The organism is Pseudoalteromonas sp. 20-92 (assembly GCF_030847595.1).
In the GTDB taxonomy this organism is placed as follows: domain Bacteria; phylum Pseudomonadota; class Gammaproteobacteria; order Enterobacterales; family Alteromonadaceae; genus Pseudoalteromonas; species Pseudoalteromonas fuliginea.
This window is the reverse complement of the sequence record NZ_JANJGQ010000003.1, coordinates 215,288-231,167: the sequence shown is the minus strand read 5'-3', so window position 1 is coordinate 231,167 and position 15,880 is coordinate 215,288. Positions and strand designations below refer to the sequence as shown.

General features: G+C 38.8%; 14 protein-coding genes. All 14 read left to right on the top strand.

Translation table 11 applies throughout. The features are described 5' to 3' along the window. Positions 1 to 4: 4 nt before the first annotated feature. The 14 genes from NRL14_RS04805 to fliD all read left to right on the top strand — a co-directional run bounded on the left by NRL14_RS04805 (position 5) and on the right by fliD (position 15,845). The gene (locus NRL14_RS04805) at positions 5 to 682 is read left to right on the top strand and encodes a flagellar hook assembly protein FlgD (RefSeq protein WP_306724120.1); all 678 of its coding nucleotides are present in this window, start codon (positions 5 to 7) and stop codon (positions 680 to 682) included. 60 nt (positions 683 to 742) lie between these two features. Continuing rightward, positions 743 to 2,104: a flagellar hook protein FlgE gene (gene flgE / locus NRL14_RS04800; protein WP_008136000.1), complete on the top strand. Its 1,362-nt coding sequence runs from the start codon at positions 743 to 745 to the stop codon at positions 2,102 to 2,104. 176 nt (positions 2,105 to 2,280) lie between these two features. After that, positions 2,281 to 3,024, top strand: a complete 744-nt coding sequence (locus NRL14_RS04795; RefSeq protein ID WP_008135926.1) for a flagellar basal body rod protein FlgF — start codon at positions 2,281 to 2,283, stop codon at positions 3,022 to 3,024. A gap of 21 nt (positions 3,025 to 3,045) precedes the next feature. Further along, positions 3,046 to 3,834, top strand: a complete 789-nt coding sequence (gene flgG / locus NRL14_RS04790; RefSeq protein WP_306724119.1) for a flagellar basal-body rod protein FlgG — start codon at positions 3,046 to 3,048, stop codon at positions 3,832 to 3,834. Between the two features lie 16 nt (positions 3,835 to 3,850). Next, on the top strand, positions 3,851 to 4,534 hold the full coding sequence (gene flgH, locus NRL14_RS04785) for a flagellar basal body L-ring protein FlgH (protein WP_007378704.1): 684 nt from the start codon (positions 3,851 to 3,853) through the stop codon (positions 4,532 to 4,534). A 12-nt stretch (positions 4,535 to 4,546) separates the two neighbouring features. Continuing rightward, complete coding sequence (locus NRL14_RS04780; RefSeq protein ID WP_007378703.1) at positions 4,547 to 5,641, top strand: flagellar basal body P-ring protein FlgI; 1,095 nt, start codon at positions 4,547 to 4,549, stop codon at positions 5,639 to 5,641. Positions 5,642 to 5,774: 133 nt separating this feature from the next. Further along, positions 5,775 to 6,770, top strand: coding sequence for a flagellar assembly peptidoglycan hydrolase FlgJ (gene flgJ, locus NRL14_RS04775; protein ID WP_306724118.1), 996 nt, complete (start codon positions 5,775 to 5,777; stop codon positions 6,768 to 6,770). A 1-nt stretch (position 6,771) separates the two neighbouring features. Beyond that, positions 6,772 to 8,775, top strand: coding sequence for a flagellar basal body rod C-terminal domain-containing protein (locus NRL14_RS04770; RefSeq protein ID WP_306724117.1), 2,004 nt, complete (start codon positions 6,772 to 6,774; stop codon positions 8,773 to 8,775). A gap of 2 nt (positions 8,776 to 8,777) precedes the next feature. Continuing rightward, on the top strand, positions 8,778 to 10,010 hold the full coding sequence (flgL, locus tag NRL14_RS04765) for a flagellar hook-associated protein FlgL (RefSeq protein WP_306724116.1): 1,233 nt from the start codon (positions 8,778 to 8,780) through the stop codon (positions 10,008 to 10,010). 321 nt (positions 10,011 to 10,331) lie between these two features. Further along, positions 10,332 to 11,300 carry a flagellin gene (locus tag NRL14_RS04760; protein WP_008135941.1) on the top strand — a complete coding sequence of 323 codons (969 nt, stop codon included), beginning with the start codon at positions 10,332 to 10,334 and terminating at the stop codon, positions 11,298 to 11,300. A gap of 505 nt (positions 11,301 to 11,805) precedes the next feature. Next, positions 11,806 to 12,777 (top strand): flagellin, encoded by a 972-nt coding sequence (locus NRL14_RS04755; protein WP_008135943.1) that lies wholly within the window; start codon positions 11,806 to 11,808, stop codon positions 12,775 to 12,777. Between the two features lie 164 nt (positions 12,778 to 12,941). Beyond that, on the top strand, positions 12,942 to 13,910 hold the full coding sequence (locus NRL14_RS04750) for a flagellin (RefSeq protein ID WP_008135945.1): 969 nt from the start codon (positions 12,942 to 12,944) through the stop codon (positions 13,908 to 13,910). Positions 13,911 to 13,995: 85 nt separating this feature from the next. After that, a complete protein-coding gene (locus NRL14_RS04745) occupies positions 13,996 to 14,412 on the top strand; it encodes a flagellar protein FlaG (protein WP_008135947.1) in 417 nt (138 codons plus the stop codon). 26 nt (positions 14,413 to 14,438) lie between these two features. Continuing rightward, a complete protein-coding gene (gene fliD / locus NRL14_RS04740) occupies positions 14,439 to 15,845 on the top strand; it encodes a flagellar filament capping protein FliD (protein WP_008135948.1) in 1,407 nt (468 codons plus the stop codon). Positions 15,846 to 15,880 lie beyond the last annotated feature (35 nt).

Genomic DNA, 15,880 nt, shown 5'->3' with positions numbered 1-15,880 from the left:
GGTTATGAACAACGATATAAATACATCTTCATCCTATTTAGATTCTTTGCGCTGGCAAGATAGTCAAGTTGCAACAGAAGAAAAAAGTGATGAGTTAACACAAGAAGATTTTTTCTCGTTGTTAACTCAGCAATTATCGTTTCAAGATCCCAGTAAACCTGCGGACAATGATCAAATGATTGCGCAAATGACTAGCTTTACTATGGCCGAAGGAATTTCGAATCTCAATAGTAATTTTGAGTCACTTGCGGCGTCAATGACTTCAAATTCAGCTTTACAGGCATCTACTTTGGTGGGTAAGCAGGCATTATTAGAATCAGATACGTTAGATTTAAATGCAGTAGGTGATGCGAGAGGTTCTGTTGTCGCCGAAAATGCGGTTGAAAATTTAACGCTCCGAATTACTGATGAATCAGGGCAATTAGTGAGAAGTATTGAGTTAGGTGCACAATCTGCTGGAGCTGTTCGCTTTGCTTGGGATGGAAAAAATGAGGATGGTGAGCGTTTGCCTGAAGGTGAGTACACTATAAAAGCTGAAGGTAGTACTAATGGTGAATTCTCTAGCTTACCAATTGCCACTTTTAAAAATATTGAGAGTGTAAATATCAATGGTGCAAATGGCATCATAATTAACACTAAAGAAGGTGCGGTTAGGCTGACAGATGTTGCAGAAATCGCGTAATAGATTTTAAGTATACTTCGCCTGCCAGCAGGCTAAAGATTAACAGGTTAAAGGTGAATTATGAGCTTCAATATTGCACTAACCGGCCTAGCTGCCGCTCAAAAAGATTTAGACGTTACAGCAAATAATATAGCAAACGTAAATACAACTGGTTTTAAAGAATCGCGAGCAGAGTTCGCTGATGTATATGCATCATCAGTTTTCAGTTCGGGGAAAACTAAGAATGGCGACGGTGTGCAAACTACCATGGTTGCTCAGCAGTTTCACCAAGGCTCATTGCAATTCACAAATAATTCTCTCGATTTGGCTATTACAGGTGAAGGCTATTTCGCAATGAGTCAAGATCTTGGAGCACAAGATTTTACTTACACACGTGCTGGTGCGTTCAAGCTAAATAAAGATAACTTTGTCGTTGATGCTAAAGGAAACTTTTTACAGGGTTTTCCAGTCGATGAGGCCACAGGTGATACGACTTCAGTAAGTTTGAGTACTTCATCAGCATTGCAAATACCAGATTCTTCTGGATCGCCTCGTGCAACTTCGAGCGTCTACAGCTCATTTAATTTAGATTCGCGTGTTGATGCACCTACACTTGCTTTTGATCCAGCAGAAAGTGCTACGTATAATTCATCGACTTCGACGACTGTGTATGATTCGCTAGGTGAGGCACATGTTTTGCAATACTTTTTTGTAAAAAAAGACCCTACAACCAACCCTAACGAATGGGATATACATGCTACCTTAGATGGTAAAGTTATTGATCCCACCTCTGGTGGAGAGCAAACTACAACCCCGTACACCGCTTTAACGACGATTGGCTTTAGTTCAAATGGTTTACCTGAAACTACAAATGGAGTTGCTAACACAAGCGCTACTACTTTTGATGAACTAGTTTTACCAGCAGGTGCCACAACTGGATTATCTACGTTATTAACTAATGGTGCATCTTTTCCAGATACAGGTGTTGAGCTGAACTGGCGCGACGAAGCAGGTACAGCAAATAAAGTACCAACTCAGTATGCAAGCCGCTTTGAGGTGAAAGCTTTAGAACAAGATGGTGCAACTGTAGGTCGTTTAGCGGGTATTGATATTGGTTCTGATGGGAAAGTTGTTGCTTCTTATAGTAATGGTGATTCAACTTTCTTAGGACAGGTTGCTATGGTGCGTTTTTCAAATTCACAAGGCTTACAACAAGTTGGTGATACAGCTTGGAAAAAGAGCTTAACATCGGGAGAGCCTATTGCTGGTGAGCCTGGCTCTGGTACATTAGGTTCTATCAATTCATCCGCATTAGAGCAATCAAATGTTAATTTAACAAATGAACTTGTTGATTTAATAAGTGCTCAGCGTAATTTCCAAGCTAACTCTCGAGCGCTTGAAGTTAACTCAACAATTCAGCAAAGTATTCTGCAGATTCGATAAGCTAAGATTCATTAAACTAAAAATAAAAAGGCTGCATTTTGCAGCCTTTTTATTTTTAGTCTGTGAATCATCTACTGCAAGAAATGTTTATTTATTACCTTAATTTTACGTCAATCGTGATCTGGCATCTATTTTGCATTTGTATAGTTATAGATTTTTTTATGTGAGTCGATGTTATGGACAAAATGGTCTACATTGCGGCCTCTGGTGCTAAGCAGAGCCTACAGGGGCTTGCCCTTAAAGCCAATAATTTGGCGAATGCTAATACTACAGGCTTTAAATCAGACTTTGCTCAAGCGCGTTCTATGCAAGCGTTTGGTGAAGGGCTGCCAACCCGTGTATTTTCGATGCAAGAACGTCCAGGTTCAAATATGACATCGGGTGGCATAGTTGAAACAGGCAGAGATTTAGATATTGCAATGAGCGATAACGCATGGCTGAGTGTGCAAGATGCGTCGGGTAATGAAGCTTACACTAAAGTAGGTACGCTTAATATCACGGCAGAAGGTATGCTGGTAACAAGTCATGGCCGCCAAGTTATTGGCGAAGGTGGTCCGATTATACTGCCTGTACCGATTGAAAAAATTGAATTTAGCCAAGATGGTGCTATCCAGGTTCGTCCGCAAGGCGCACCAGCGAATTTTTTAGAAGAGGTTGATCGCTTAAAAGTAGTTGAAGCAAATAACTCACAACTTGAAAAAGGTAATGATGGCTTATTTAGACCAAAACCAAATCAAGTTGTTGATACTTCTGCTAATGTAAAAGTATTGAGTGGAACCTTAGAAATGTCGAATGTGAACCCAGTTCATGAAATGGTCGATATGATAAGTCATCAACGCCAATTTGAACTACAAGTCAAACTGATGAAGACAGCTGAAGAAATTGACGAACGTCAAGATCAGTTGTTACGCATAGTTTAACTTTAAAATGAGGACATTATTATGAATCCTGCATTATGGATTAGTAAAACAGGGCTTGATGCTCAACAAACTGATATTTCGGTTATTTCAAATAATTTAGCAAATGCCAGTACGGTGGGCTATAAAAAAAGCCGCGCTATATTTGAAGATTTACTTTATCAGAATATTAATCAGCCTGGCGGTCGTTCATCGCAAGATACCGAAATGCCATCGGGCTTAATGCTAGGGGCGGGTGCCAAAGTTGTAGCGAATCAAAAAAACTTTTCGCAAGGTAATATGCTAACTACTGAAAATTCACTTGACTGGATGATTTCAGGCCCTGGTTTTTTTGAAGTATTACAACCAGATGGCAATATTGCTTACTCACGTAATGGCCAATTTACTACGGACGGTGACGGGCGAGTTGTTACATCGGGTGCTGGCTATGTTGTCCAACCTGAAATGAATGTACCTGATGATGCACAGTCAATTACTGTTTCGCAAGACGGAGAAGTATCTGTGCGTGTTGCAGGTCAAGCCGATAACGTAGTAATTGGTCAGATTACCATTAGTGACTTTATTAATCCATCGGGCCTTGAGCCTATCGGGCAAAACTTATATACCGAGACAGCAGTGAGTGGTGCTCCAGTGCAGGGTAACCCTGGGGTTGAGGGGTTAGGTACTATAATTCAAGGCTCTCTTGAAACATCAAACGTAAATGTCACAGAAGAGCTGGTAAATCTTATCGAAACTCAACGTATTTATGAAATGAATTCAAAAGTAATTTCAGCCGTCGACGAAATGATGAGTTATATCAATCAGCAACTGTAAGGTTTAGGGGCAGAATATGCGTAATATTATGTTATTTGCGGCAGGCACTCTATTTTTAAGTGGGTGTGTATCAACACAAAATAGTGAAATAGTGCAAGACGATCCTTACTATGCGCCAATGTACCCAGAACCAAATATAGAACCTGTTGTAGCAACTGGCTCTTTATTTAACACGAATGTGTCGAACGATTTATACGCGGACAGAAAAGCTCTGCGTACCGGCGATATCATTACGGTTAAATTGCAAGAATCTACCCAAGCTACAAAAGCGGCAAAAACAGAAACAGATAAGCAATCTGACACGAGCCTTGACCCTGTAATTGGTTTGGGGGGACTTCCGGTTAATATCGGTGGCGACAGTATTCAATTTGGAATTGGCAGTGATTCATCGTTTTCTGGTGACTCTAAATCAAATCAATCAAATAGTTTATTTGGCAATATATCGGTTAATGTGATGCGTGTTTTACCAAACGGTAACTTAGTTATTCGAGGTGAAAAATGGTTAACTCTTAATACAGGCGAAGAGTTTATTCGCTTAGAAGGGTTAGTGCGCCCGCAAGATGTTGGCTCAGATAATACGGTTGAGTCAAACCGAATAGCCAATGCACGGATTCAATATTCAGGAAAAGGGCAAACCCAAGAGGCACAAAGTGCTGGTTGGTTAACGCGCTTTTTTAGTAGCTCGCTCTTTCCTTTTTAGAGGACATTCAATATGAATGTATTTAAGTTTTTTTGTTTAATTGTTTTGCTGGGATGCCAATTTTCGGCACATGCAGAGCGTATTAAAGATATCTCTATGGTTGAAGGTGTGCGTTCTAACCAATTAGTGGGTTACGGGTTAGTTGTTGGCTTACCTGGGACTGGCGAGCAAAGTAAGTTTACCCAACAGAGTTTCAAGGGCATGTTAAGTAATTTTGGTATTACACTGCCGGCTAATTTAAGCCCTAAAATTAAAAATGTGGCTGCTGTTGCTGTGCATGCAGAGTTACCTGCGTTCAGAAAACCAGGACAAACAATTGATATTACCGTGTCGTCTATTGGCAGCGCCGGTAGTTTGCGCGGTGGTACTTTAATTCAAACATTTTTAAAAGGTGTTGATGGGAATGTATACGCTATAGCACAAGGTAGCCTTATTGTTGGCGGCTTAGGAGCTGAGGGGTTGGATGGCAGCAAGGTTGTTATAAATACACCCACCGTCGGTCGAATTCCCAATGGTGCTACTGTTGAACGTGCCGTTAAAAGTCCATTTATGCAAAGCGACTATATTACTTTTAATTTAAATCGCCCAGATTTTACAACAGCGAAACGTTTAGAAAGTACGATAAACGACTTAGTTGGTCCCAATAGCGCACAGGCAATTGATGCTGCATCTATTCGTGTTATTGCCCCAAGAGATGCATCACAACGTGTATCGTATTTATCAACACTTGAAAACTTAGAGTTTACCCCTGCGGATAACGCAGCAAAAATTATTGTTAACTCTCGTACGGGTACGATTGTAATCGGGAAAAATGTAAAGCTACAGCCTGCCGCAATTACTCATGGTGGTTTAACTGTGACGATTACAGAGCAACAAAATGTATCTCAGCCTAATGCATTAAGTGAAGGTGAAACCGCCGTTACTAATCAAAGTATTATCGATGTGAATCAGGATGATTCACGTGCATTTGTATTTAATCCAGGTGTTAGCTTGGACGATTTAGTCAGAGCAATCAATGAAGTTGGTGCTGCACCAGGTGATTTGATGGCAATTCTTGAAGCGCTAAAAGAGGCTGGTGCAATAAACGGTCAACTAGTTGTTATTTAGTATTTAAATACGCCCTAGTAACATTTTTACTAGGGCAAAATCATCCCCCTCGCAATATATCTAATTTAAAGTTAGTCAACTGGCTCAATTTTTGCATTTTAATTGCATTACTCATTATTGTGTCAAAAAGCTGATGGAAACAAATCATCTCGATAAGCAAAACTTTTTTGATTTAGGCAACTTAGATTCACTTCGTAAAGAAGCCTTAACCAGTGGTGATTCATCGACTGATGCATCAAAGGCTGCGCTAAAAAAAGCCGCTGCACAATTTGAAGCAATTTTCACTCAAATGTTACTTAAAAGTATGCGCAAGGCAAACGAAGCATTTGAGGACAAAGAAAGCCCATTTAATTCTAGTGGGGTTAAGTTCTTTGAAGAAATGCACGATCAACAATTATCGACAGAACTATCATCAAATGGTTCTTTAGGCCTTGCAGACTTAATCGTTCAACAGTTATCCCCTGATGGTAAAAACTTTATGCCCGGATCTGTTTTGAGAACAACAGCGGACTTTTTAAGTGATAAGCGAGTGGGCTCAGAACTTCCTCATGAAAATAATAATAAATCAGTAGAGCCTGTAAGTACGAACATGAACGTGGATATTACAGAATCAAAAATAGAGACTCCGGTATTTGAATCGGCTGAAGAGTTTGTTAGCTCTGTGTGGGAACACGCTAAAACGGCAGCAAAGAAAATTGGTTTAAACCCGGCTGTAATGGTTGCGCAAGCAGCGCTTGAGACTGGTTGGGGTAAACATATCATTAATAAAAGTGATGGTAACAGTTCAAATAACTTATTTAATATTAAATCAGATAAAAGCTGGGAAGGTGAAAAAGCCAGTAAAGTCACACTCGAATTTGAGCAAGGTACAGCGGTCAAAAAGAAAGCAAGCTTTAGGGCGTATGACTCAATAAAAGAAAGTGTAAATGACTTTGTTGATTTTTTGACACAAAACCCACGCTATCAAGAGGCATTAAAAAATACAGCAAAGCCAAGCGACTTTTTAGATTCGTTACAAAAAGCGGGTTATGCAACCGATCCAAATTATGCTAGCAAAATAAAACAAGTACTGAAAAGTACTGAATTAAAAGATATTGCGGCAAACGTTATTAGCCAAGGAGTAAAGTAATATGTCGTTTAATTTATTAAGTATTGCCAGTTCTGGAGTTAGGGCTAACTCAGAGCTACTGCAGACGACAAGCAAAAATATCGCAAATGTAAATACTGAAGGTTATGTTCGTGAACGAACGGAGCATTCAACCATGATTGATAATCAGGTTGGTCGAGGTGAAACTTACCGATTACTGAATCAGTTTGCTCAGGAACAATTAAACCGAGATACATCGAATAAAACTTTCTTTGAGCAATTTGTGGTAGAAGCTAATCGTGTTGATACTTTATTTTCTGAAGAATCGAATAGTTTATCTACAAGCGTTAACTCTTTATTTAACAATGTTCAAGGAGCACTTAACCAGCCATCTTCAACGGTTTCGCGTTCGCTAGTGATGACTGATGCTGAAAATTTAATAAATCAAATGGATAGGCTTTCAGGAATTGTGTTCGATCAAAAAAATATAGTAAACGAACAGCTCGAAATTTTCACTGATGAAGCTAATGGGTTAGTTCAGAAAATAAGCACGTTGAATCAAGATATTGCTGCTGTAAATGGTACTAATAATGCAGCTGATGCTAGCTCTACATATAATGAGCGCGATAAAGCTATTCGTGACCTGTCAGAACTTATAGATATAGAAACACTTGATGGCCCCAACGGTGAAAAGCTTGTTTTTATGGGTACAGGTGAAGCAGTAGTTATGCAGAATGGGTCTTTTAATTTATTTTCCATGCGAGGTGACCCAGATCCTAATTTTAAAGAGCTTAAGCTTGATGTTAATGGTGGTAAAGTTGTGCCTCTCGAAGTTGATACAAGTAAATTGAAAGGAAAAATTGGCGGCTTACTTGCATTTAGAGACGATATTTTAGTACCAGCACAAAATCAAATTGGTCAAATGGGATTGGCTATTGCAGATTCTTTTAATGAGCAAAATAAGCTTGGTATGGATGCTAATGGTGAGTTAGGTGGCAATATATTTAATATACCTGCAGTCGGCGGTTATGCTTATGCAGCCAATACTGGTGGTTCAACCATGACAGCAACGCTCGAGCCAGGTAAGGGTAGTGAATTGCCGGCAAGTGATTTCATAGTTACATATACTAGTGGCACAACAGTAGAAATTCAGCCGGTTGATAATAAAGGTGAACCGCTGGGTAACCCTTCAACAGCAAATATAGTTGCTGGAGTTATAGATTCATCTACTATTACCAGTGGTGAGTCATATGGGTTACAGATTAATGTGTCGGGGACCGGAAATACAGGTGATCAGTTTCAAATAAAGCTTAATTCAGAAGCTGCTGCAAGTATGTCTTTGACAACAGGGCGTGGTGAAGATTTAGCATTAGCCGCACCAATTAGAACCGCCAACGATATTAATAATACAGGTTCTGCAACAATTACTGTGGGTGAAGTTACGGATGTTACAACAGGCAGTTTTAGTTCTTCTCCAGTTGGGCTTACAAATGGGCCTATTTCGATAGTTAAAACAGCCAACTTGGATGAATATACAGTATCAGATGGAGTTAATACCAGTACATTTACGATAACGCCTCCGGCAGAGAATATGTTACAGCAAGCAGGTAATGGATTTGAATTATATGGTTTCGATTTTGATTTAGAAGGCACAACTGCTACGGGTGATACCTTCACATTAGAATTTAACGAAGGTGGCTTTGATGATAATCGAAATGGTTTAAAGCTTGCTGAATTACAAAGTGGAGAGTTAGTTCGTCAAAATGTGGTTTCGGGTACGAATGCAGATAACCATAAAACATTTAATCAAGCTTACGCGGGATTAGTAAGTGATATTGGTGTGGTAACCAGCCAGGCGAAAACAAATGGTGAGGCGTTTGAAGCACTCGCTCAACAATCAGAAGCATGGTACGAATCACTCTCGGGAGTGAATCTAGATGAGGAGGCTGCTAATTTATTACGTTTTCAACAATCTTATGCAGCCTCAGCACAAGTTTTAGCGACGGCCCGTACCATTTTTGACACTTTACTTAGTGCTGCGAGGTAGTTATGCGCTTATCAAATAATTTAATGTATCAAAATAGTTTGAATTCAATTTTAAATAATCAACAAAGCGTAAACAAAGCGCAAGAGCAAGTTAATACACAAAAGCGAGTTTTAACAGCTTCGGATGATCCGTCGGCTTCGGCTCGTGCTTTGCAGTATACAGATCGTATACAAAGTAATGAGCAATACACTAAAAATATTACAATGCTCACTAGCCGTTTAAATATAGAGGAAGCAGCTCTCAAAGGAATTAAAAGTGCACTTGAAAAAGCACATACATTGACTATTCAAGCAGGTAATGGCGCATATGATGATGTCGACAGAGAGTCTATAGCTGAAGAAATAAAAGCACTTCAAAGTAGCGTGCTAGATTTAATGAATTCTAAAACAGAAGATGGAAAATATATATTTTCAGGCTATCAAGATAATACTCAGACTTATGCACTTGAGTCATCAACAGGTATATATGTATATGGTGGGGATCAAGGTGAACACAAGATAAAAATAACTGAAGGTGTTGATATAAAATCGAGCGATAATGGTTTTGATGCATTTGAAAAAGTGGACGCTCGATTAAATGTTACATCAAATGACGGAACTGTGATTGGTGGTATAACGAGTGCTAAAGTCTTTGTAACAGAACAAGGGCAATTTGACTTATTTCATAAATCTAATTTTGACCCAGATCCCGCGGCTCCTATTGGCTCAAATACAATAAATGTTATAACAACTGTGGGTACTCCAAATACTTATCAAATTGAACAGAGTGGAACAATATTGGCGGCAGGTGACTTTGGTGGTTCCAAGATTAGTTTTGCAGGTCTAGAAATTAGTATATCTCCAGTTGCCAGCGGACAAGTTGATTTTGCGTTAGAAGCTCCTAAAAAAGAGAATGTGTTAAATTCAATGAATGAATTAATTGCAGGATTAACGAACCCTAGCCTAACACAAGAAGAATTTAAGGAAGTTCTTGCTGACTCACTAGTACAGATAAATAATGCAAAGAACAATGTATCGCTTACTCAAGCAGGTCTTGGAGGTCGAATTAATACAGCAGACAAAGTACAGCAGTCAAATACTGATTTAGATATCAATAACAAATCGTCAAGATCTGGCTTAGTTGATATTGATATAACTGAAGCTATTACAGAACTTACAAAGCAAGAAACAGCTCTTCAAGCATCTCAGGCAACCTTTGGCCGTTTAGCCAACCTTTCATTATTTGATTATCTATAATTTTACAAAGAATAAGGCAACAACTTGCCTTATTCGAATCTTTCCCTTCTTTTTAAGATTATCCCCTTTAAATTTAGCTACTTGGTTTTTATTATTAAAAATAAACAAGTGTTTTCTATCGTGTTATTTAATTTACTGAAATAGGTAAAACCATTAAATTACAGTTAGTTAAAAATAAAGAATAAAAAAATTAAAAAAAAGCTAAAGGATTTTTTAAAGGGACCGATAACTTAATTAACCAAGCAAAGCGTTGAAATAACAACTACTGCTTAATCTAGTAAGTTTGAGAGTAAATGATAAGTTTACTTCGGGAGAGATATTATGGCTTTATATGTAAATACAAATGTTAGTGCATTAAACGCACAAAGACAATTAAGCAATTCTGGTAACGCATTAGATACATCATTCCAACGTTTATCATCTGGTATGCGCATCAATAGCGCAAAAGATGATGCAGCGGGACTTCAAATTTCAGACCGTCTAACCGCACAAGTTAATGGCTTAAATCAAGGTAACCGTAACGCAAACGATGGTATTTCTTTAGCACAAACTGCTGAGGGAGCACTTGACGAAGTAACATCAATGTTTCAACGTATTCGTACACTTGCTCAACAAGCATCAAATGGTTCTAATACAGATGAAGATAGGTTAGCGATACAAGAAGAGATTCGCTCTTTATCATCAGAGGTGAACCGTGTTGCAGAAGATACGACGTTTGGTGGTCAGAACTTACTTGATGGTAGTTATGATGCTAATTTCCAAGTCGGTGCTGATGCAGTGCAAACTATTGGTTTTAGTATGCAAAATGTAGGTGCTACTGCAGGTGTAAACAGTGTATCAGCTAATGGTGGTTTTACAATGTCTGGTATTGCTGTTGTGGCAAGTGCTGTTACAGGTAATCGCTTATCAGGACTTGCTGAAGGTGCTTCTGATATCGGTGGTGCAGCACTAACTACAGATACATTTGCCGCGTCATTCGTAGCTACAGCTATTAGTGTATCTAGCCAAGCAAATGCACAAGTAGTATTTGCAGGCATGGATTCTTTAATTGCGGTAGTAGATAAAAAACGCGCTGAGTTAGGTGCGGTTCAAAACCGTTTTCAATCAACGATTCGTAACCAATCGAATATATCAGAAAACTTATCAGCGGCACGTTCTCGTATTAAAGATACTGACTTTGCTGCAGAAACAGCTAATTTAACCAAGATGCAGATTTTACAACAGGCTAGCCAAACAATTTTAGGTCAAGCAAATCAGCGTCCACAGGCTGCATTAAGCTTACTAGGTTAATCGGTGAAGGTTTAACAGAAAGATTAGTCAAAGTATTGACGAAGAAGAATAAAAGCGCCTTTGTTTAATGGGGTATTAACAAAGGCGCTACAGGATTTTTCAAGCGGAGGCTTTAAATCCCAACAGTTCTTACATTTGCAGAACACATAAACATAAGCATAAACTATGCCATTAGTTTATGAAAGTTAACCCACTCTCAAACTTATCAAATCATAAGGCCCGTAAGGGCCTTATTACTCTTTTTTATTATAATACTACTATTTTAGCCTGCCCAATCACAAACCAAGCGTTGTCTAATGGTTGCTTGTATACTTCTTTATTTTAGTTAACTAAAGTTGGCCTAATGTTTGCTTATGTATTTGTAAGTTTATTATTAACTTACAAAGTGGCAGATAGTTGCCCCTAGGCATGAGTTATGCGTACATATCTAGTCACTTTGTCAAATATCCACTTTCTTTCGAATGAGATAGTGACTTAACTTTGACAGATAAGAAGAGAGTATATTATGGCTTTATATGTAAATACCAATGTGAGCGCACTAAATGCACAGAGACAACTTGATAGAAGCGGTGGAGATTTAGACACGTCTTTTAAACGCCTTTCTTCGGGTCTTCGCATAAATAGTGCAGCTGATGATGCTGCTGGATTACAAATTTCAGACCGTTTACAATCGCAAATACTTGGCCTTAATCAAGGGAACCGAAATGCGAATGATGGTATATCTTTAGCCCAAACGGCAGAAGGTGCAATGGATGAAATTACGTCTACCTTTCAGCGTGTCCGTACTCTTGCACAACAAGCTTCGAATGGTTCGAATACAGATGAAGACCGCTTAGCAATTCAAGAAGAAATACGTCAATTATCTGATGAAGTAAACCGTATTGCTACAGATACGACATTTGGTGGCCAAAGTTTACTTGATGGTAGTTACTCAGCAAGCTTTCAAATTGGTGCTGATGCAGTGCAAACTATAGGTTTTAGCATGCAAAATGTTGGTGCTACTGCAGCAGTTAATAGTGTGTCAGCTAATGGTGGGTTTACTTTGTCAGGTATCGCAGGTATCGCAAGTGCGGTTTCAGGACAGCGCTTATCGGGGTTAGCTGAAGGTGTATCTGATATCGGTGGGGCCGCTTTAACAACAGATACTTTTGCGGCAACATTTATCGCAAGTAATATAAGTGTTTCAAGCCAAGTTAACGCGCAATTAGTTTTCGCCGGTATGGATGCACTTATTGCAGTTGTTGATAAAAAGCGTTCAGAGTTAGGTGCTGTGCAAAACAGATTCCAGTCAACTATTCGTAACCAAGCTAATATTTCTGAAAACTTATCTGCAGCTAAATCGCGTATTAAAGATGCTGATTTTGCGATGGAAACGGCTAATTTAACCAAAAACCAAATATTACAACAAGCAAGTCAAACTATTTTAGGGCAGGCTAACCAACGTCCTCAAGCGGCGCTTAGTTTACTTCAAGGTTAACAATATAGGCGTAAATAAAAATTAAATACAAATAAAGCTAAAGCTTTTGCTTTAATGGGCGATAAATGATTTAGAGGACTAAAAATCCAGTACTCTAAATCTCGGATTATAACAGGGTAGGGGTATCCCGTTATAATCCATCGAACTTTGAAGCGGAGGCTATTATGGCTTTATATGTAAATAGTAATGTGAGTTCTTTGAACGCACAAAGACAACTAAGTAACTCTAGTAATGCGTTAGATACATCATTTCAACGTTTATCGTCTGGTATGCGTATCAATAGTGCAAAAGATGATGCTGCAGGTATGCAGATTTCAAACCGTCTAACATCGCAAGTTAATGGTTTGGACCAAGGGAATCGAAATGCTAACGATGGTATTTCACTTGCGCAAACTGCTGAGGGAGCGCTTGACGAAGTAACATCAATGTTCCAGCGTATCCGTACACTTGCTCAACAAGCATCAAATGGCTCGAATACTGATGAAGACCGTTTAGCTATCCAAGAAGAGATTCGTTCACTATCATCAGAAGTTAACCGTGTTGCAGAAGATACAACGTTCGGTGGTCAAAACCTGTTAGATGGTAGCTATGACGCTCAATTTCAAGTTGGTGCTGATGCAGTGCAAACTATTGGTTTTAGTATGCAAAATGTAGGTGCTACTGCAGGTGTAAACAGTGTATCAGCTAATGGTGGTTTTACAATGTCTGGTATTGCTGTTGTGGCAAGTGCTGTTACAGGTAATCGCTTATCAGGACTCGCTGAAGGTGCTTCTGATATCGGTGGTGCAGCACTCGCTACAGATACATTTGCCGCGTCATTCATAGCAACAGCTATTAGTGTATCTAGCCAAGCAAATGCACAAGTAATATTCGCAGGTATGGATTCTCTTATCGCTGTAGTTGATAAAAAGCGTGCTGAGTTAGGTGCGGTTCAAAACCGTTTCCAATCAACGATTCGCAACCAATCAAATATCTCTGAAAACTTATCAGCGGCTAAGTCACGTATTCAGGATACAGATTTCGCGCAAGAAACAGCTAACTTAACTAAGATGCAAATCTTACAACAAGCTAGTCAAACAATTTTAAGCCAAGCAAATCAGCGTCCACAGGCTGCTCTATCTCTTTTAGGCTAACTGATTTGAACTATAGGCCACTTTAGATTAAGCAAATAGTCCAAATGTGGCTTATAGTACTTATAAATGTTTCGAGGGTGCCGAAATGATTGATTTAAACTCTACACAAAAAACAACAGATGGATTACATACTGCGAGTAATTTTGTTACCAAAGAAGCAGTAAAGAAAGAAAAGCTTGAAAAAGGTACTGATTTAACAGCTAGAGAAGCTGTTGATATTAAAACTGCACAAAAGCTTGAAGAGAAAAAAGATAATGATTTATTTGTTGAAGTAAAAGAAAATTTAGAAAAGCTAAATGAGTATATCCCTTTAACATCAACTAATTTAAAATTTGAGTTTGATGAACGAGGGGATTTTCCTATTATCAAAGTACTTGATAAAAGTAACGATGAAATAATAAGAGAAATCCCTACAGAAGAGTTCAGGGAAATAGCTAAAGCTTTAGATGAATTTGCCGATAAACTAATTAATAAGGGTTTACTGTTTAATAAAACAGTCTAAGCCATTCAGCTATTTAGGATTATATTATGCCTCTTATTACATCTGCGGGTATTGGCTCAGGCCTTGATTTAGAAAGTATTATTTCAGCTTCGGTGGATGCTGAAAACGTGCCTAAGATGAATGCCTTTGCTGCAAAGGATGAGGCGCTTCAAGTTGAGTTATCAGCTATCGGTGAAGTTAAATCTGCATTGTCTCAGTTACAAGACACTATAGAAAAACTAGCAGATCCTGACAATTTTAATAAGCGAGTTGCTAATATAACTCAACCAACCAGTGATGATGGAGATTTAATTTCTGTCACACCTACTTCAAACATTACGCCTGGTGATTTTAAAATTGAAGTTATTGAGATTGCTCAAGGCAGCCGTGCATTATCTGAAGATGGATTATTTGCGTCTAATGAAGAAGTAGTTAGTGCTTCTGGCGGGACATTGTCTTTTTCGGCAGGGCCTGATAAAGCCTTTGATTTAACGCTAGACGCGGGCGCGACGCTTTCTGACTTACGTGATGCGATTAATGACTCAGATAATAATTTTGGCGTTACTGCGAATATAATTAACACCGGTACAGAAGCAAAGCTTGTCCTAACTTCAACAGTAACGGGTACAGGAAACGATCTTGTTATTACTAATGATAACGCTGAACTTGATAATGTTTCAACTATAGGTAACGCAGGCGGTGCAGGTGGTATTGGCATTGCAGCAGAGAATACCGCAAAGGATGCGGTAATAAAAGTTGACGGTATCACTATAACGAATGACACAAATACCTTTAAAGATGCTGTGCAAGATATGACTATTACAGCTAAGCGTGCAAGCGTTGGTGGTGAAGTAGCTAAGCTATCTGTTGATTTTGATAGAGATAGCGCAACGACGCTAGTTGATGAGCTTATTACTAATTATAACAATGTTATTGGCCAATTAGGGTTTCAGTCGCGCGTAGGTAAACCACTAAATAGCGATTCTACTATTCGATCTTTGAGTTCACAACTCGTTAATGCTTTGTCTACTAATTTGACCGATGCAGGCCCATTTGAGAGTATTTTTGATATAGGCATTGGCGTTGACAAAGAGGGTTATTTAGAAAAGTCATCTTTAGTTCGCAGTTTGAATGATGCATTAGATAATAATTTTGATGATATTGGCAAGGCTTTTGCAGGTGAGAACGGTATAGCCACAAAATTTGAAACGTTGCTTAATAACTACATAGATTCAGACGGCATCATGAAGCAGCGTGAAGATAGTTTGAACGGGCAAATATCGGAATTAGAAGATGATGTTGAGAATCATCAGTATAGGATGGAGTCTTTGGAGGCAAGGCTACGTGAACAGTATGCTGGCTTAGATGTGTTACTTGCTCAAATGCAATCAACTCAAACCTACTTAAGTGCTCAATTGGCGAGCCTTCCAGGATTTACTCGTTCAGATAACTAAACATTTTAAGAATTGAATAAGCATTCATATAAAAT

Excerpts from the sequence above, each read along its gene's own strand:
- NRL14_RS04805 (WP_306724120.1), top strand. The coding sequence starts at position 5 with ATGAACAACGATATAAATACATCTTCATCCTATTTAGATTCTTTGCGC.
- NRL14_RS04750 (WP_008135945.1), top strand. The coding sequence starts at position 12,942 with ATGGCTTTATATGTAAATAGTAATGTGAGTTCTTTGAACGCACAAAGA.
- NRL14_RS04770 (WP_306724117.1), top strand. The coding sequence starts at position 6,772 with ATGTCGTTTAATTTATTAAGTATTGCCAGTTCTGGAGTTAGGGCTAAC.
- fliD (WP_008135948.1), top strand. The coding sequence starts at position 14,439 with ATGCCTCTTATTACATCTGCGGGTATTGGCTCAGGCCTTGATTTAGAA.
- flgE (WP_008136000.1), top strand. The coding sequence starts at position 743 with ATGAGCTTCAATATTGCACTAACCGGCCTAGCTGCCGCTCAAAAAGAT.
- NRL14_RS04795 (WP_008135926.1), top strand. The coding sequence starts at position 2,281 with ATGGACAAAATGGTCTACATTGCGGCCTCTGGTGCTAAGCAGAGCCTA.
- NRL14_RS04745 (WP_008135947.1), top strand. The coding sequence starts at position 13,996 with ATGATTGATTTAAACTCTACACAAAAAACAACAGATGGATTACATACT.
- flgG (WP_306724119.1), top strand. The coding sequence starts at position 3,046 with ATGAATCCTGCATTATGGATTAGTAAAACAGGGCTTGATGCTCAACAA.
- flgL (WP_306724116.1), top strand. The coding sequence starts at position 8,778 with ATGCGCTTATCAAATAATTTAATGTATCAAAATAGTTTGAATTCAATT.
- NRL14_RS04755 (WP_008135943.1), top strand. The coding sequence starts at position 11,806 with ATGGCTTTATATGTAAATACCAATGTGAGCGCACTAAATGCACAGAGA.
- NRL14_RS04760 (WP_008135941.1), top strand. The coding sequence starts at position 10,332 with ATGGCTTTATATGTAAATACAAATGTTAGTGCATTAAACGCACAAAGA.
- flgJ (WP_306724118.1), top strand. The coding sequence starts at position 5,775 with ATGGAAACAAATCATCTCGATAAGCAAAACTTTTTTGATTTAGGCAAC.
- NRL14_RS04780 (WP_007378703.1), top strand. The coding sequence starts at position 4,547 with ATGAATGTATTTAAGTTTTTTTGTTTAATTGTTTTGCTGGGATGCCAA.
- flgH (WP_007378704.1), top strand. The coding sequence starts at position 3,851 with ATGCGTAATATTATGTTATTTGCGGCAGGCACTCTATTTTTAAGTGGG.